Origin of the sequence: Niallia sp. FSL R7-0271 (genome assembly GCF_038005785.1) — a bacterium.
Taxonomy (GTDB): Bacteria; Bacillota; Bacilli; order Bacillales; family Cytobacillaceae; genus Niallia.
In genome coordinates, this window is record NZ_JBBOTZ010000002.1 from 553,162 (window position 1) to 570,042 (window position 16,881).

The window sequence follows — 16,881 nt, forward strand, 5'->3', positions numbered from 1 at the left end:
ATATAATAAACCACATTTAAGCGGATTAGCTACCAGTTTTAAATATTTCATTAAGAATTGTAAGGACCGACATTGCATAAAAACGGATTACTATTAATGTTTATGTTCAGTTGGCAGCAAGTTTCCTGTCGGCTTTACACAGAAGGAGAAGAAATCTCCTCTAATGTATCGGGGGAAATAAATGCTCTTGTTATTTGCCTAGATAGAAAGGGTTCATTACGATTATTTTTAATGTCTATTTATAATTAATACATTATAAACATATAGTTATAAAAGGGAGACTAACTTAAATATTTTTTTAGGTTTTTTTATAGATAAAAAGGGGTATTAAAGATAAGTACTTGAATGGAATTTGGTTTTAGGATAAAATGGTGCAGATAAGAATTGAGTTACGAAAGTTAAATGATAATGTGAGTAAAAAATGGAGGAGCCTGTCACTAGGGGATAACTATGCCCTAATGACAGGCTTTTTTTATTGTACTTTTATAAAACTTTATTAACTCTAACATATTCCTCTTGATTGAAAAGAGGCATGCATTTTACTTTGAAAAACCTTTTCTAGTTCATTAGTAGTTGGGATTAGTGCTTCCATTTCTAAAACATGAGTGAGTAAAGAAGTTTCACGTTTCTGCTTTTCAGCCAGTTGCCAAAAACTTAAAAAAAGTAAAACAAGTATAAAAATAGAGATAGATTTTTTCCATTTTATCCTGATCAGCACCACCAGTATTAGGTTTGGTTTATAGGCAGTAATTTATACAAATTACCAATCTATATAGGTTTTCACATATTTGGTTAGTCTGAAGAAGACACTACTAAAGAGTCACAACGTGGGATTATTAAGAAAAACATAATTTGCTGTTCCTGTTTATAACAATAGATATTTATATTAGGGGGGATTTCTTTGTCTTTGCTTCATTTAGCGGTAATTTCACCATTCTTACTTGCTATTTTTGTACCTATCCTGTTTAAGGTTTTTAGGCGAGTACATACGGGGTGGTTTGTTCTTACATTGCCAGTTCTTTTGTTCAGTTATTTTTTATCTTTTATATCAATCACCTCTGCTCAACAAACTGTCACCAAATCCTTTGCTTGGATTCCATCTCTAGGAATAGACTTTACGGTTAAGGTCGATGGTTTAGCTTTGTTATTTGCACTTTTAATTACAGGTATTGGTTCTTTAGTGGTTCTTTATTCTGTGTATTACTTACAAAAGGATAAAGAACAGTTAAATAATTTTTATGTATATTTGCTGCTGTTCATGGGAGCAATGCTCGGTGTTGTTCTGTCAGATAACTTGATTGTTTTGTATACTTTTTGGGAATTCACTAGCTTTTCTTCCTTTTTACTAATTGGCTATTGGTACAAACGTGAAAAGTCACGGTATGGCGCCCAAAAATCAATGCTGATTACTGTTTTTGGCGGACTTTCCATGTTAGGAGGTATCATTCTACTCTATGTAATGACAGGGACCTTCAGCATTTCTGCGATCATTCAGCAATCGCCAGAACTAATGACAAATCACTTCTTTATACCAGCAATGCTTTGTATTTTACTTGGAGCTTTTACAAAATCAGCTCAATTTCCATTTCATATTTGGTTACCGGATGCTATGGAAGCTCCAACGCCTGTAAGTGCCTATCTTCATTCAGCAACAATGGTGAAAGCGGGGATTTACTTAGTAGCGAGAATGAGTCCAGTCTTTGCTGAAACGGCTCTATGGGTTTGGTTAGTAGCAGGGTTTGGGATTGTCACCTTGTTTTGGGGTTCTTTCTCAGCCGTTAAACAAACAGACTTAAAAGGCATCCTTGCCTTTTCAACGATTAGTCAACTCGGGATGATTATGACATTGCTTGGTATTGGAGGAGCTGCGTTACACTTCGATTCTATTAAAGACAGTTATTATATGGTCGCTACAGCAGCAGCTGTATTCCATTTAATTAATCATGCCACCTTTAAGGGTGCTCTATTTATGGTAGTTGGAATTGTCGATCATGAAACCGGAACAAGAGATATCCGTAAGCTTGGTGGATTAATGCCATTCATGCCAATTACCTTTACTGTTGCGATTATTGGGACGTTTTCGATGGCTGGTCTTCCGCCTTTTAATGGGTTCTTAAGTAAGGAAATGTTTTTCACTGCTATGGTACGTGTGTTAAGCATGGATATCTTAAATATGGAAACGATTGGAATACTGTTTCCTGTTATCGCGTGGATTGCTAGTATTTTTACTTTTGTGTACAGCATGATTTTAGTATTTAAAACGTTCACTGGCAAATTTCAGCCTGAGAAGCTTAAGAAAAAGCCGCATGAGGCTCCAATTGGCATGTTAATTCCACCGGTTGTTTTGGCTTCACTTGTTATTGCATTTGGATTTTTTCCTAATGTTCTTTCAAATACCATTATTTCACCAGCCGTTTCTGCTATCATGCCTGACTTTGCAGTCGATGTTCATATTTCATTCTGGCATGGTTTTAATACGGAGCTATATATGACTATTGGTGTTATTGCAATTGGTTTCTTGCTGTATAAGACTTATCCAAGATGGAGAGAGGTTTATAAGATTTTCCCTGAGAAACTGTCCTTAAACCATCTTTATGATGGTGCATTAAATAGGACAGAAAAGGTTTCTCGCAGAATAACCAGCAGTATCTTAACGGGATCTTCTAGAACGTATCTTCTCTACTTGTTTATATTTTTTATTCTTATTCTAGGAACTACGTTATTTATAAAGGATGCCTTTAAGTTTGATACAAGTAATATATCAAACATTCATATTGCTGAGGTCATCCTTGCTGTCGGTATTTGCATTGTAGCGATAAGCATTCTTTTCGTTAAATCACGATTGACTTCAATTATTTTATTGGGAGCGGTTGGCTATTCTGTTTCCTTATTTTTTGTGATATACAGAGCTCCTGATTTGGCATTAACTCAACTTGTTATTGAAACAATATCTGTTGCGTTATTTTTGCTTTGTTTTTATCATTTGCCAAAGTTAAAGAAGCGCGAAGAACGAATTTCGTTTAAATTAACAAATGCCCTTATTTCTATAGGGGTCGGAGCCATTGTTATTCTGATTGGCTTATCAGCACACAGCAATAAGTTATTTGATTCGATTGCACACTATTATATTGAAAACACGTATAAAGAGGCAGCGGGGAAGAATATGGTAAATGTCATCTTAGTTGATTTCCGCGGACTTGACACCATGTTTGAAATTACTGTCCTGGCAATTGCTGCAATTGGTATTTTTGGATTAATTAAGCTACGCCTTAAGGGAGGGAAGAAAACTGAAAACAAATGATGTAATTTTACAAACCACAACGAAAATCGTATTATTTATCATTCTTATCTTCTCTGTGTTTATTTTCTTCACAGGTCATTACACACCAGGAGGAGGCTTCGTAGGGGGGCTATTAACATCTGGAGCTATTGTATTATTACTATTGGCTTTTGACTTAAAGACGGTAAAAAAAATATTGCCATTTAATTATATGTACATGATTGCAACAGGGCTTCTTTTTTCCATTGGAACAGGAGCAGGGGCATTGCTTTTCAACATTCCCTTCCTTACGCATGCGTATACGCATATAGATATTCCAATCTTAGGAGACCTTTCCCTGCATACAGCTACGATTTTTGATTTAGGTGTTTTCTTAGTAGTTGTAGGAGTAACAATGACTATTATTCAAACGATTGGAGGAGATGAATAATGGAAATAATCATGATCTTTGTTATTGGGATATTGTTTATGTGTGCAACCTATTTAATGCTTTCCAAAAGTTTGCTGCGCATTATTGTAGGAACTGGGTTATTAAGTCATGGAGCTCATTTGCTTATTTTAACAATGGGAGGCTTAAAAAAGGGAGCTGCGCCATTGCTTGGGGAAAATGCAGAAACCTATACAGACCCAATTCCTCAGGCATTAATTTTAACGGCTATTGTCATTAGTTTTGGGGTAACAGCCTTTTTCTTAGTTTTAGCCTATCGTGCGTATCAAGAGCTTGGTACTGACAATATGGAAAAATTGAGAGGAATGGATGGCAATGATTAATTTTTTACTTTTACCCATACTAATTCCTTTAATTACGGGAGTTATAATGATTTTCTTTTCGAAAAACGTTATCGCTCAAAGGTGGATTTCAGGTATATCCTCCAGTTTAAATGTAATTGTATCTGTCCTAATAGTACAAAAGATTAGACAGGATGGTATACAAACACTGGATGTTTCTAGCTGGGAAGCTCCATTCGGAATTACGCTCGTATCTGACATGTTATCAGCATTGCTTGTGCTTACTACTAGTATTGTTGCATGTACTACTCTCCTTTACTCTTTCCGAAGTATTGGAGAAGCGCGGGAAAGGTTCTATTACTATCCATGTTTTAACTTTTTAATTGTTGGCGTAAATGGTGCATTTACAACAGGAGATATTTTCAATCTGTTTGTATTTTTTGAAGTGATGTTGATGGCATCTTATGCCCTTATTGTACTTGGAGGAACAAAAATACAACTGCGTGAATCTATAAAATATCTTCTTGTGAATATTATTTCTTCTGCTTTATTTGTTATCACAGTTGCTTATTTGTATTCAGTTGTTGGGACACTGAATATGGCCCATATTTCGGAAAGAATTAGTGAAGTGGGGCAGCCGGGAATTGTAACAGTCATTGCTATTTTATTTTTAGTGGTTTTTGGGTTAAAAGGAGCGGTTTTCCCCTTATACTTCTGGCTTCCAGGTTCTTACTATGCTCCGCCTATTCCCGTAATGGCGTTATTCGGGGCTTTGCTGACAAAGGTAGGGGTATACTCGATTATGAGAACATACACTTTACTTTTTTATCATGATACTGGCTATACTAGCAAGATTTTAGCCATTCTGGCCATATTGAGTATTATCTTTGGTTTAATTGGTGCACTTGCTTTTTCGGACATCAAAAAAATTATTATTTACAATATTATAATTGCAGTTGGCGTTATTCTATTTGGTATTTCTGCGATGACACCAGATTCGCTTACAGGTTCGGTGTTTTATTTAATTCACGATATGATTATTAAAGCCACGCTATTTCTATTAGTAGGTATTATGATCAGTATTACTGGAACTAGTAATTTAAAAGAGATTAGTGGACTGATTAAACAATACCCTGGTTTAGCCTGGACCTTTTTCTTAAGTGCATTATCCCTTGCAGGAATTCCTCCTTTAAGCGGTTTTATCGGAAAGCTTTTAATTGTAAAAGGTGGTTTTGAAGCAGAGAATTACCTTGGTGCTGCTATTGTATTACTATCTAGTCTTCTAATATTGCTTTCGATTATGAAAATTTTTATAAATGGATTTTGGGGTACACCTCGTTCCTATGATGGGGAGGAGAAAGTACCAGTGAAGACTTTAATGATTGCACCAATAATCCTAATTATGATTTCGATTCTTTATGGTGTTGGAGCTGAAGCGGTTTATCCGTATATCTCACAGGCAGCTGAGACATTGGTTAAACCAGAAATTTATATTGATGCAGTCTTAAAGGAGTGATAACGTGGCATTTCAACTATTATTAAACGTGCTTCTTGGATTTATGTGGATGGTAATGACTGTATCGTTTGAACCTGTTGCTTTTTTTAAAGGATATCTTTTTGGTTTGCTAATCCTCTATATATTCAGGAATTTCTTTTCATCTCGATTTTACCTTTTTAGAATACTTGCTGTATTGAATCTCACATATATTTTTATTAGAGAATTAATCAGCTCAAACATAGCAGTTGTAAAAACGGTCTTAAAGCCAAAGTTGGATATGAAGCCGGGTATTTTTGCATATCCCACCATTTTAGAAAAGAATTGGGAGATAACCATTCTAGCAAATCTGATCACCTTGACACCTGGAACTTTAGTGATTGAAGTATCTCCTGATAACAAAATATTATATGTGCATGCTTTGGATATTAATGATGCACAAGAATCCATTGACTCTATTAAAAACACATTTGAGAAAGCAATTCTGGAGGTGGGGCGATAATGTTTGAAACATTTATGTATATTGCAATATTGTTAATCGTCATTGCTATGATAGGATTTACCTACAGAGCAATTAAAGGCCCAACAACACCTGATAGAGTGGTTGCACTAGATGCTATCGGTATTAGCTTAGCAGGTCTTACCGCACTAATATCCATTGTATTAAATACGAGTGCTTTTCTTGAAGTTATTTTAGTCATTGGTATTCTGGCATTCATTGGTACTGTAGCCTTTTCTAAGTTTTTAGAGAAGGGAGAGGTGATTGAAAATGACCGAGATAGTTAAGGTGATTGTTGGCTTATTAATTGCCATTGGAGTTCTTCTTCATTTAGTAGCTGCTTTAGGTGTTATAAGACTTCCAGACGTATATACAAGGAATCACGCAGCATCCAAAGCATCAACACTTGGAATCATGGTTATTCTACTGGCTACTTTTCTATATTTTTATTTTATTAATGGTCATTTTAATTCAAGGATTTTACTGGGGATTGTTTTCTTCTTTCTAACGTCACCTGTTGCAGGGCATTTAATCGGTAGAGCTGCCTATAATTCAGGCGTAGAGCTATGGGATAAAAGTATACAAGATGATCTAAAGAGTAGTAAAGACGAAAAGAGACTTCAGAAATAAGGAATATAAATAACTCAAACCCTTCCGTTTAAATAGATGGAAGGGTTTTGGAGTTTCCAAAATAAGCTAACTGTTTTAACTTACTGTATTGTTTGATTTATTAGCTTTTGTTAAAAAGTACGCAGTTACCCAAGCAGTGATAGGAATAACAATCGCAACTCCAATACCAGAACAAAGTATGGTAATCATTTCGGAGCTGAAAATTTTTGAATTTACTACTTCTCCAATAGAATAAGCCAAATCTTTAAACCAAATTAACAAAGCCAAATATCCTCCGACAAAGGCGAAAAACAACGTATTTGTACTCGTTCCTAATATATCTCTTCCAATACTCATACCAAAAAGGAATAACTCTTTTCGGCTTATGTTTGGGTTATGATATTGCATTTCTCGCATAGGGGAAGAGACGGCTATAGCGGTATCTGTTATCGCACCTATCGTACTCATAATAATGACAGATGCTGCAATTTTTACAAAATCTAAGCCTATGAAAAAGGAAAACATACCAAGCTCTGCAATTTCTTCTTCACCAAACCCTTGAATCATCGCCTTATTAGTTGTGTAAATAATAATTATCAGCAATAAAACTGTAGAAATAAGTGTTGATATAAAGGCCGGCTTTGTCTTATTATTGACTTCGTTTATATAGAACAAATTGATACAGCTAATTATGACACATGCAACAATAGTTAAAATAACTGGATTGAAATTTGCGTCGTTCATTAGTATAACCGTGAAAATAATGACACCAAAGTTCAAAAATATAGCAAAAAAAGACTTTACACCCTTTCTTCCACCAAAAATGAACATTAAGAGAAATAATATAACGGCAAGCAATACTAATACATTCATAGACTTTTCCTCTTTCGATTCACAAAAAATATAGTTGTGTATAGGCCAATAGGAATTGTTAGTACTATTCCTATGCCCCCGGCTAAAGCTCTAGCAATTTCTAATGATAGGTTCAGGGAAAGAGTATAGCCAAATGGTGAGCCATTTTTAAAATAGAGAATGAGAAGAGGAATCGAACCGCTGACATACGCAAAAAACAGAATATTAGTCATCGTCCCCATAATATCTCTGCCAACTTCCATGCCAGATTTAATAAGAGCCTTTATCGGTATATGATTGTTTTTATCATACAATCCAAAAACGGTAGAGGACATTGTAATGGCTACATCCATTACAGCTCCTAATGAACCAATGAATAAACCAGCCATAAAAACCATTTTGTATGGGCGCGTAATAAATTGCAGTTCCTCATAGCGAAGTCCCTTCTCACCAGTTATGAAAAGAACTAGATACGTAATTAATAAGGAGCTAAAGGTTCCAAGAAGAGTGGCAATAATAGCAGCATATGTCTTTTCATTAAATCCATTTACTAACAATAAAGTAACTATAGTAAATAATATAACGCTAAAGACACAAATCCAGACTAAGCTCAAGGTTGAATTATTTATGTATAAATCTAATGCGTCAGATAAAAGGAAAGCATTAACAATTAAACTGATAATGGACAGCAGCCCTTGCTTTTTTCCAATCAAAAGTAAAACTATTATAAAGACCCATGCAATCATCAGTAAATATTTATCACGTTTCACATCAAGAATCGTGCCAGTTAATTTACCGTTATGGTTATCATGGAGAGAAACAAATAAATCATAACCTGCATGAAGTTTATTATCTAAAGCTTTAGAATCTGAATATTCATTAATCAAATATATCTTTTTACCTTTGTCACTGCCATTTTGTAATTCAGCAACGATATTTTGTACATGTATCCGATCTTCATTATTTGCATCTTTTACTGCAGTCACTTCCTCTATATTTGTTTTCATGACCTTAGCAATAGGTTTTTCATATAAGGAATAGTTATTTTGAACAAAAATAATAGAGAGTACAAAGGAAAGTAATAAAAGGGTATACAATACCTTATTTTTAGTTGGCATCTGTTTAGATAGTCTACTTAACAAGCATCTTCACCACCTTATAAAATGTTAGTAAGTTTGACTGAGTTTCAAAATGTTTCGTGAAGGAAACATTTTGCCTATAGATACAATAACACTACTCAGTAGATAATTACAAAAAAGAATAAAAAAGAAAAGATTCCTAATTCTCTGTGAGATAGGAATTCATTTCTAGTAATAAAATAAGTAAGCTATGTTTTCACTTTGGTCTTAGTATACTTCTTGTATTAATCTTACCACCGGTACACATATTAAAAGTAAAGAGATGATAGGTGATAATATAATGAGTCAAATATTATGGTGGTCCTTACTAATTTTACCGTGGATACTATTGTTGTTTTTTGATAAGCAGAAGGTAAAAAGATTCTTTCCAGTATTGTTATTATCCATTGTTTTAAACTCAGTCGTATATCAGTTAGCACAAAAACTAAATTGGTTTACTGTTACGAAAAATTTGCCTTTTTTAACTAATATATCTCCATCAGTTTATGGGATGTTTGCTGTAGGGACTTTATTGATTTTTTATTTTACATATGGAAATTTCCTGTTGTATTTTATTATTAATTTGCTATTTGATATCTTCCAGAGCTATATTGTAACCCCCTTTTATGGGGAAGCTTCATTTATTTGAACGGCAAGAAATGAATGGATTTGAATCAGTGCTTTTGATGACTGTCATGTCTCTCATTATGTATGTATATCAAAGGTGGCAAGATACGGTACTGAGAAGTGAATAATTATTCTTCAAAGATGATAATCCTAAAAAAGGCGGAAGTACTGATAACTTAAAAACAGAGGTACCAGATAGTCAAATAATAGTAGATTCTATGGCAGTATTCAAAATGGGCAAACTTGCCGGGTATGCGAATTTAAATGAAGTTAGGGATATGCTCTTTGTACAAGGGAAGATAAAAAATACAGTGCTAACGGCAAAATGTGAAAAGAGTGAAAAAAGGTTTGGTTATCATATTACTCATACTAAAACAAAAATTACGGCAAAGGAGACAAACGGAATACCAAAATTTTATATAAAAATAAAGACAGAGGGATATTTGGAAGGTAATAATTGCCTAGAGAATATTAGTGAAGCTGGTGCCTTTGAAGGATTAGAAAAAGCGATGAATGATAGGATGGAAGAAAGCATTAAGAAATTTATTGTTAAAACAAAAGAAGAGTTTAATGCTGATATTTTTGGATTAGGAGAAAGCCTTAGAGAACAAGACTATCAACATTTCAAGAAGTATAAAGATACTTGGGATGACGGGTATGCAAAAGCCGAAATATATATTGATTTTAATTCTGAAATAAAAAGAGCAGGCTTAAGAAAAAATCCATACTTAATGAAAAAGTAAGTATTAGTGTAAATTACTTCTTATATAGTAATGTGGTTGGAAGATGAATACCAACATTAAAAAGCATATCTGAGAAGAACAGATATGCTTTCCTTATCGCTGATTATTTATGTCTGATTTACTTTTGTTTCGATAACAGCAGCCTTTTTAGGCATAAAGCATGCTACAACGAGTGCTATAAAGGATAATACTAACATAAATAAATAAGCATCACTTGAGCCATAAATAGAGGCTAATTTAGCAAGCATTGCAGCAGACGTATTTTCACCTTTTATGGCCAGCTCTGTAGCATGTGAACTTGCCTGTACTGTATAGACAGTAATGACAACGGCTGTTCCGATGGCACCAGCTAATTGACGAATTGTATTATTAACTGCTGATCCATGTGAACCTAAGTTTCTAGGTAAAGCATTCAATCCTGCCGTATTTAAAGGCATTGTAATACAACTCAGTCCTATTCTTAAAATGATAGTCCGAACCATTAAATACATATAAGTAGTTGATTCACTTAAATCGATAGCTCCCCACATAGAAATAATGATAAATACTAAACCAGTTACAAAGAGAGGTCTAGCCCCGTATTTGTCATACATTTTACCTGTGACTGGAGATAAAAACGCATTAATCACAGCTCCAGGCAACAGTAACAGGCCAGCTTCAAATGCACTAAACCCTCGTCCATTTTGAAGGTAAATAGGTAAAAGAATAAGGTCTGCATACATAATCATAGTAATCAGTATGTTAATAAAGGAGGTAAGGCTAAAAATTCTATACTTAAAAACAGTTAAATTGAGTAAAGGGTCGTTAGATCTTAATTGACGCATACAGAAAAGGGTAGTCACAATTATTCCAATTACAAGAGTAGTCAGTACCACTGGATGATCCCAGCCTTTGCTTCCTGCGCTGCTGAATCCAAATAAAATACACCCAAACCCAAGCGTTGATAAAGTAACACTGTGTATATCTAATTTTGCTTTTGAAGTTTCGGAAACATTCATCAAAAATTTGAATGCTAACAATATCACCAAAACAACAAACGGAACTAATCCAATAAACAGCCATCTCCATGACACATATTCAATGATAAACCCAGATAAGGTCGGGGCAATTGCAGGAGCGAAAATCATTGCAAAACCAATGGTTCCCATAATGCTTCCACGCTTTTCAAGAGGATATAAATATAAAATAACTGTCATCATCTGAGGCATAATTATACCTGCTCCAATAGCCTGAATCATTCGTCCAACTAGCAAGATGCTGAAATTCGTGGCTATTCCGCATAATATCGAACCAACCAACAAAAAGAACATAGAGCTAATAAATAATTGTCTAGTAGTAAACCGCTTCATTAAAAAAGCAGTAATAGGAACTAAGACGCCATTTACTAGCATAAAGCCCGTTGATATCCATTGAATAGTGGCAGCATTCACCTTAAAGACATCCATTAAACTGCTTAGTGCAACATTTAATAAAGTCTGATTTAAGGTAGATAAAAAACAGCCTGCAATGAGCACAACCATTAAAATCTTTTTATTTGTATCTGTTATTTCCATTTGCATTTCATAACTCCTTTGTTTCATAATTAGTTTTACGACATCGTGTCGATAAAGTTCATAGTATCAAAATAAGTATTCCATGACCATGAACAGATTTATAGACTTTGTCTATTACTCGACAATCATAACTTTAAGTGTCGATGAAACTAGCAGAAAAACTACAAAGGAGTTAAAAATGACTATATATAAAAAGGAAGATCCTCGCTCCATTCGTTCTAAAGAAATGATAAAAAATGCCGTTTTTGAACTATTAGCTGAGAACCATTCTGTTTCAGACTTAACGATAAAAAAAATTACAACGAAAGCTAACTTAAACCGCACAACTTTTTACTTACATTATCAGGACATTCAAGATTTACTTGCACAAATCGCTGATGAGCTTCTAAATAGCCTTTCTGAAAAAATCACGGCACTTACCCACACAAAAGATTTATCAGAAAAACAGAAACTAACCCAAATGCTTGATAATCTTTATGCTCATCGTATTTATTTGCTTCGATTATTTAGTATGGATGACTTTGAAGAGCAGCTATTTGGCATGCTAAAACATTTAGTAGAAACGAGAAGGGACAACTCCCATACAGATTTACCAGAAGATTATGTAACAGTTGAGATTAAAACAGCATCTTTGGTAGGAATTATTATGTGGTGGATAAGAAATGGACTTCAATATAGCTCAGAATATATTGCAAAGCAAATTAGCTTGCTGTATAGAGGGTAATATTTTGAAATTATAAAATATTCAGTTGGGATATATTTATCTTCAAGGATAGCAGATTCCTTATGTATTGCTTTCATTGAGGTATAAAGAGTATTAATTAAAACATAATAAAGCTAGGAGTGTCTGAATAATTTAGGAATTTCTTTTATTATGTCATTCAAATTAGAAAATGTCCTAGAACTGAAAGACAATGAGAAGAAGAGCTATGGTAAGTAAAGGGCTATTGTAAAAACGGAGGGAACTACTTTGGAAAATCATCATATTCGTCTCACATCATCTGAAATTGGTGGATTATGGGCCAATTATCTTAGTGATTCTCTTTACATTTGTGTGTATAAGTATTATTTAGCAAAAGTAGAAGATGCAGAAATCAAAACAGTGTTGGAGCATGCATTAGATTTGTCACAACAGCATGTAAAAGTTATCTCAGACATATTTAAAGAAGAAGGTCATATTATACCACATGGTTTTACAGATGAAGATGTTAATGTAAATTCTCCTCGGTTATTTTCTGATGAATTTTTCCTTCTATATACAAGACAGATGACTAAGGGAGCTTTAGCAACTTACAGTGTCATATTGCCACATACCTTTCGTAAGGATGTGAAGGAACATTTTATGTCTTGTATTTCTTCGACTATGGAGTTGTTCAATGAGGCGGCAAGTTTATTATTATCTAAAGGACTTGAAATTCGTTCTCCCTATATCCCTTATTTAGAAGAAGTAGACATGGTAGAGCAACAAGGGTTTATAGCAGGATGGTGGGGAAAGCAAAGACCATTAACAGCTAGTGAGGTTACTCACTTATTCTCAAATATCCAAACGAATCATATGGGGTCAGCAATGGCTACTGCTTTTGGACAAGTAGTTAAATCAGACGAAATAAAAAAGTATATGAAACGAGGAAAGGAGATTTCTAAGAAACATGTGGAAATCTTCAGTAAGTATTTAATTAAAAATGATTTGCCTGCTCCTACAACTTGGGATGCACATATTCAGCCAATAAAAGAGCCTCCTTTTTCAGATAAATTAATGATGTTTCATATCTCCTTAATGGTTGCTGCTGGCGTTGGTAATTATGGGACAGCACTCTCTGCTTCAATGAGGCGTGACATAGGTGCTGATTACACACGCTTGTTAGGAGAAATTGGTCTCTATGCAGAGGATGGTATGGATCTGCTTATTAAAAATGAATGGTTAGAGAGACCGCCATTTGCCGCTGACCGAAATCAGTTAATGAACTAACCCTTTACTAAAGAGGAAGGTTCAGTACATAAATATGCAAAATAACCCTCTTTACGAAATGTACAGGCCTTATTAATAAGTTAATCTAATTGTTAATGCTGGTTAACATCTTATTTTTTTGACTATTAAAAGCCATATAACAAAGAGTAGACATGTTGTTATATGGCTTTTGGTTGTCTGAATAATTCAAGGATTGGAATGATATATCAGCTTTGTCTGCTTTTTTTCAGGATGTGCGGGTACACCCTATATGTGCAAACTAAAGGAAAATTAGTTATTAATAAATATTCATACTCATTGTGAAGCATACTTATAATACAAAACCGAAGGGCGTATTTCAAATTTTCAAATTTTTAATTATTTCTGAGGTTGTAAGCCTGAGTAAATTCGTGGAGGAACCTCTATGACTAAAAAAGTTCGTCGCAAACTAGCCAAGATAAGTATTTGGGGCACAACCTATATCCATCCGAGAAGCCCTTATATAGTAGCTTTGTGGTCTGTTACTTTTCCTGGCTATGGGCACTTATTACTTCATAAATATATAAGAGGATTTGCCCTTATTATTTGGGAAGTATTTATTAACCAGAAATCTCAATTAAACCTCGCGATGGCCTATTCCTTTATGGGAGAAATTCAGTTAGCAAAAGATGTATTAAATATTAATTATGTGTACATGTATATACCGGTTTATTTGTTTGCCATATGGGACAGTTACCGTGCAACGGTAGAATTAAATAATATTTATTTATTAGCTGAAAAAGAAGAACCACCAATTGAAGCGATCACTGTAAAACCCTTTGAAATAAATTATGTGGATAAAAGAGATCCACTCATCGCAGTCATTTGGTCATTAAGTATACCGGGTATGGGTCAGTTATATTTGCATCAAATATTTTCAGCCATCTTCGTCCTTATAACAACTGTCTTCTTTGTACATTTTTCCCATGTAATTGCTGCATTTCATTACTTATTATTAGGAGATATTCATAAATCAACAGATATCTTAGATAAACAATGGTTCTTTTATTTGCCGTCATTATATTTCTTTAATATTTATGAAACGTATTTAAATACTGTTGAGAATAATAAACTCTTTGCAGCAGAACAAAAGATGTTTTTAATAAATAATTATCAATCCTTTAACTTAAAATTTAAAAGTAACCGGGTGAAATAACGATGCAAGTTTTTTCTACTTTTGAATATTCTCTTCAATTGGAACTAGCAATAAGAGAGATTGAACAAAAAGGTATTCATAATATTTTAACTGTCCCTTTAGATTCTATTAATACAGAGAGCGTTGGGCTTTTTGATACAATCCATCAGTCAGATGGAGTCTCCTTAATAAATAAAGGAATCGTTTTTTCTGTGTTTTTTTCTGTGTTAGGAGCAAGCAGGGGATTTGAACTAGAGTGGGGGCCAATTTATTGGGGGTTAATTGGAGCGATATCTGGTTTTATTTTTGGTTTAATTATCGATTTATTTATCCACCGGAGAAAAAAAGTAAGCGTTAGAGTAAAAGGCAAAAAAACGGAAGTTCTTCTTATAATTGAATGTATGGATTCAGAACACAATGAAGTGGAGAAAATTCTTTGGAAACACTTTGCATTAAGTGTGGGCAAAGTAAATTAACAAAAGAAATCCAGAAACATCAAAGCAGAGAGGTTTAAAAACTAGCTGCCTAAAGCATAGTCCTACTAGAACTTTTCATCAAGAAACCATAAGATCTAAAAAAATAGGTTGAAAAGAGATCCATAATCATGGTATTCTACTATCTATTGTGACAAAAAATAAATTAATATCTTCTTATCAAGAGAGATGGAGGGACTGGCCCGATGATATCTCGGCAGCGGAACTTAACATTTAAGTTGCTGTGCCAAATCCAGCAAGCACCAGCTTGAAAGATAAGAGGAGTGTTTTATAGATAAATATAAGACCTCTTCTTGTCGTTCAAGATAAGGTCTTTTTTGTTGCAAAAAAAACGTTTTATTTCATATTCTTTGGAGGTTTTTGAATGAAGAAAGGGAATCCATGGGCGTTGATTCCATTTGTTGTTTTTTTGATTTTATTTATTGGTTCAGGGGTTATTACAGGTGATTTCTATGCTTTTCCTGTCCTAGTAGCCATCGTTATTTCGGGTGCTGTGGCACTGGCGATGAATCGTAAGGAAACTTTTGAACGAAAAGTTGATATATTTTGCAAAGGAGCAGGAAATTCCAATGTAATGCTGATGGTTGTCATTTTTCTGTTAGCCGGAGCATTTTCAGAAGTAGCAAAAGGTATGGGAGCGGTGGACTCCACTGTTAATCTGACTTTATCCTTTGTTCCGCAAAACTTGCTTGTCGTAGGTATATTTATCATTGCCTGCTTCATTTCCCTATCAATGGGTACTTCAATGGGAACAATTGTTGCACTAGCACCAATTGGTGTTGGGATAAGCGATCATACCGATATTTCCATGGCTTTAGTAATGGCTGGTATTGTTGGTGGTTCAATGTTTGGCGATAACTTATCCTTTATTTCCGATACAACCATTACGGCTGTTCGTTCACAAGGTGCAGAAATGAAGGATAAATTTAAAGTTAATTTTTGGATTGTATTGCCAGCAGCTATTATAACGAGCATTATTTTAGGAGTTATTACAATCGGGGGAACGTCGCAAGTTGAGCATTTAAGCTATAGTTGGGTAAAAATCGTTCCATACCTTCTAGTTATTATCTTTGCATTAGCAGGTATGAATGTATTCCTTGTTTTAGCATTAGGGACTGTTCTCGCCGGAGCCGTTGGTTTATTAGATGGCAGCTATCAAATAATGAGCCTTCTGCAAAAGATTGGAGAAGGAATGGCCGGCATGTATGAAATAGCCTTTCTGGCAATATTAATAGCTGGAATGGTGGAAGTTATTAAGTTTAACGGTGGTATCGACTTTCTGCTGCATCTCGTGACTAAGAGAATTAAATCCAAAAAGGGTGCAGAATTTGGTATTGCAGGTTTAGTGAGCTTAGCCGATATATCAACGGCTAATAATACTATTGCTATATTAATTACAGGTCCTCTCGCAAAAAATATCGCTGATCAGTATGGAATAGAACCACGAAAGTCTGCAAGTATATTGGATCTCTTCTCATGTACGTTCCAAGGTCTTCTACCATACGGAGCTCAAATACTGGCAGCGGCAAGCGTAGCCGGAATATCTCCAGTGAGTATCATGCAGTATTCATTTTATCCTATTCTCATCGGCATCTGCGGTATTATTGCTATTCTTATTGGCTATCCGAAAAAAAAGAAGATATAAACATCAGTGATTTTCACATAAAATAGCTGCCAATTTGGCAGCTATTTTTTTAGCAATTTAGTGACCTAAAAGAACCGCTTATGAATGTCTCATTAAGTAAAGTCAAAGCCTATGT

16 protein-coding genes and 1 riboswitch are annotated in these 16,881 nt (G+C 34.4%); of the genes, 13 read left to right on the forward strand and 3 right to left on the reverse strand.

The window, feature by feature from the left end; all coding sequences use genetic code 11:
- The first annotated feature begins 901 nt into the window (after positions 1–901).
- Genes MKX82_RS22760 through mnhG form a run of 7 tightly spaced genes read left to right on the forward strand, consistent with a single transcriptional unit; the run spans position 902 to position 6,633 of the window.
- Positions 902–3,301 (forward strand): Na+/H+ antiporter subunit A, encoded by a 2,400-nt coding sequence (locus MKX82_RS22760; protein ID WP_341080318.1) that lies wholly within the window; start codon positions 902–904, stop codon positions 3,299–3,301.
- Positions 3,288–3,710 carry a Na(+)/H(+) antiporter subunit B gene (locus MKX82_RS22765; protein WP_233317291.1) on the forward strand — a complete coding sequence of 141 codons (423 nt, stop codon included), beginning with the start codon at positions 3,288–3,290 and terminating at the stop codon, positions 3,708–3,710. Before MKX82_RS22760 ends, MKX82_RS22765 begins: the two co-directional genes overlap by 14 nt.
- Positions 3,710–4,051: a Na(+)/H(+) antiporter subunit C gene (locus MKX82_RS22770; RefSeq protein WP_233317213.1), complete on the forward strand. Its 342-nt coding sequence runs from the start codon at positions 3,710–3,712 to the stop codon at positions 4,049–4,051. Before MKX82_RS22765 ends, MKX82_RS22770 begins: the two co-directional genes overlap by 1 nt.
- Positions 4,044–5,525: a Na+/H+ antiporter subunit D gene (locus MKX82_RS22775; RefSeq protein WP_341080321.1), complete on the forward strand. Its 1,482-nt coding sequence runs from the start codon at positions 4,044–4,046 to the stop codon at positions 5,523–5,525. The genes MKX82_RS22770 and MKX82_RS22775 overlap by 8 nt, the downstream gene beginning before the upstream one ends.
- A gap of 4 nt (positions 5,526–5,529) precedes the next feature.
- Positions 5,530–6,006 carry a Na+/H+ antiporter subunit E gene (locus MKX82_RS22780; protein WP_341080322.1) on the forward strand — a complete coding sequence of 159 codons (477 nt, stop codon included), beginning with the start codon at positions 5,530–5,532 and terminating at the stop codon, positions 6,004–6,006.
- Between the two features lie 14 nt (positions 6,007–6,020).
- Entirely contained in the window at positions 6,021–6,290 is a 270-nt protein-coding gene (locus MKX82_RS22785; protein ID WP_396953849.1) for a Na(+)/H(+) antiporter subunit F1, read from the forward strand.
- Positions 6,274–6,633 carry a monovalent cation/H(+) antiporter subunit G gene (gene mnhG / locus MKX82_RS22790; RefSeq protein ID WP_233317209.1) on the forward strand — a complete coding sequence of 120 codons (360 nt, stop codon included), beginning with the start codon at positions 6,274–6,276 and terminating at the stop codon, positions 6,631–6,633. Before MKX82_RS22785 ends, mnhG begins: the two co-directional genes overlap by 17 nt.
- 75 nt (positions 6,634–6,708) lie before the next feature.
- Here the strand turns inward: mnhG and MKX82_RS22795 are convergent, their stop codons facing one another.
- Both MKX82_RS22795 and MKX82_RS22800 read right to left on the reverse strand, forming a co-directional pair.
- On the reverse strand, positions 6,709–7,485 hold the full coding sequence (locus tag MKX82_RS22795) for a YibE/F family protein (RefSeq protein ID WP_341080327.1): 777 nt from the start codon (positions 7,483–7,485) through the stop codon (positions 6,709–6,711).
- Positions 7,482–8,582, reverse strand: coding sequence for a YibE/F family protein (locus MKX82_RS22800; protein ID WP_341081602.1), 1,101 nt, complete (start codon positions 8,580–8,582; stop codon positions 7,482–7,484). Before MKX82_RS22800 ends, MKX82_RS22795 begins: the two co-directional genes overlap by 4 nt.
- 845 nt (positions 8,583–9,427) lie before the next feature.
- Between MKX82_RS22800 and MKX82_RS22805 the strand changes: the two genes are divergently transcribed.
- Positions 9,428–9,952, forward strand: a complete 525-nt coding sequence (locus MKX82_RS22805) for a Ger(x)C family spore germination C-terminal domain-containing protein (RefSeq protein ID WP_341080328.1) — start codon at positions 9,428–9,430, stop codon at positions 9,950–9,952.
- A gap of 107 nt (positions 9,953–10,059) precedes the next feature.
- On the opposite strand, the gene MKX82_RS22810 is transcribed toward MKX82_RS22805, so the two are convergent.
- On the reverse strand, positions 10,060–11,511 hold the full coding sequence (locus MKX82_RS22810) for a DHA2 family efflux MFS transporter permease subunit (RefSeq protein WP_341080329.1): 1,452 nt from the start codon (positions 11,509–11,511) through the stop codon (positions 10,060–10,062).
- Between the two features lie 172 nt (positions 11,512–11,683).
- Here MKX82_RS22810 and MKX82_RS22815 point away from each other — a divergent pair, with 172 nt between their 5' ends.
- The 5 genes from MKX82_RS22815 (at position 11,684) to MKX82_RS22835 (ending at position 16,766) form a co-directional block, all read left to right on the forward strand.
- Positions 11,684–12,229 (forward strand): TetR/AcrR family transcriptional regulator, encoded by a 546-nt coding sequence (locus tag MKX82_RS22815; protein WP_341080331.1) that lies wholly within the window; start codon positions 11,684–11,686, stop codon positions 12,227–12,229.
- Between the two features lie 246 nt (positions 12,230–12,475).
- Positions 12,476–13,474 carry a DUF3231 family protein gene (locus tag MKX82_RS22820; RefSeq protein WP_341080333.1) on the forward strand — a complete coding sequence of 333 codons (999 nt, stop codon included), beginning with the start codon at positions 12,476–12,478 and terminating at the stop codon, positions 13,472–13,474.
- Positions 13,475–13,877: 403 nt separating this feature from the next.
- Positions 13,878–14,648: a hypothetical protein gene (locus MKX82_RS22825; RefSeq protein ID WP_341080335.1), complete on the forward strand. Its 771-nt coding sequence runs from the start codon at positions 13,878–13,880 to the stop codon at positions 14,646–14,648.
- Positions 14,649–14,650: 2 nt separating this feature from the next.
- The gene (locus MKX82_RS22830) at positions 14,651–15,103 is read left to right on the forward strand and encodes a hypothetical protein (RefSeq protein ID WP_233317201.1); all 453 of its coding nucleotides are present in this window, start codon (positions 14,651–14,653) and stop codon (positions 15,101–15,103) included.
- Positions 15,104–15,274: 171 nt separating this feature from the next.
- Positions 15,275–15,382, forward strand: a riboswitch (SAM riboswitch).
- Positions 15,383–15,485: 103 nt separating this feature from the next.
- On the forward strand, positions 15,486–16,766 hold the full coding sequence (locus MKX82_RS22835; protein ID WP_341080337.1) for a Na+/H+ antiporter NhaC family protein: 1,281 nt from the start codon (positions 15,486–15,488) through the stop codon (positions 16,764–16,766).
- The last annotated feature ends 115 nt before the right edge of the window (positions 16,767–16,881 follow it).

Bases quoted from the DNA above. Each gene is read 5' to 3' on its own strand.
- MKX82_RS22785 (WP_396953849.1), top strand. From the start codon at position 6,021: ATGTATATTGCAATATTGTTAATCGTCATTGCTATGATAGGATTTACC.
- mnhG (WP_233317209.1), top strand. From the start codon at position 6,274: ATGACCGAGATAGTTAAGGTGATTGTTGGCTTATTAATTGCCATTGGA.
- MKX82_RS22770 (WP_233317213.1), top strand. From the start codon at position 3,710: ATGGAAATAATCATGATCTTTGTTATTGGGATATTGTTTATGTGTGCA.
- MKX82_RS22815 (WP_341080331.1), top strand. From the start codon at position 11,684: ATGACTATATATAAAAAGGAAGATCCTCGCTCCATTCGTTCTAAAGAA.
- MKX82_RS22800 (WP_341081602.1), bottom strand. From the start codon at position 8,582: ATGCCAACTAAAAATAAGGTATTGTATACCCTTTTATTACTTTCCTTT.
- MKX82_RS22835 (WP_341080337.1), top strand. From the start codon at position 15,486: ATGAAGAAAGGGAATCCATGGGCGTTGATTCCATTTGTTGTTTTTTTG.
- MKX82_RS22775 (WP_341080321.1), top strand. From the start codon at position 4,044: ATGATTAATTTTTTACTTTTACCCATACTAATTCCTTTAATTACGGGA.
- MKX82_RS22810 (WP_341080329.1), bottom strand. From the start codon at position 11,511: ATGCAAATGGAAATAACAGATACAAATAAAAAGATTTTAATGGTTGTG.
- MKX82_RS22795 (WP_341080327.1), bottom strand. From the start codon at position 7,485: ATGAATGTATTAGTATTGCTTGCCGTTATATTATTTCTCTTAATGTTC.
- MKX82_RS22830 (WP_233317201.1), top strand. From the start codon at position 14,651: ATGCAAGTTTTTTCTACTTTTGAATATTCTCTTCAATTGGAACTAGCA.
- MKX82_RS22825 (WP_341080335.1), top strand. From the start codon at position 13,878: ATGACTAAAAAAGTTCGTCGCAAACTAGCCAAGATAAGTATTTGGGGC.
- MKX82_RS22805 (WP_341080328.1), top strand. From the start codon at position 9,428: ATGGCAGTATTCAAAATGGGCAAACTTGCCGGGTATGCGAATTTAAAT.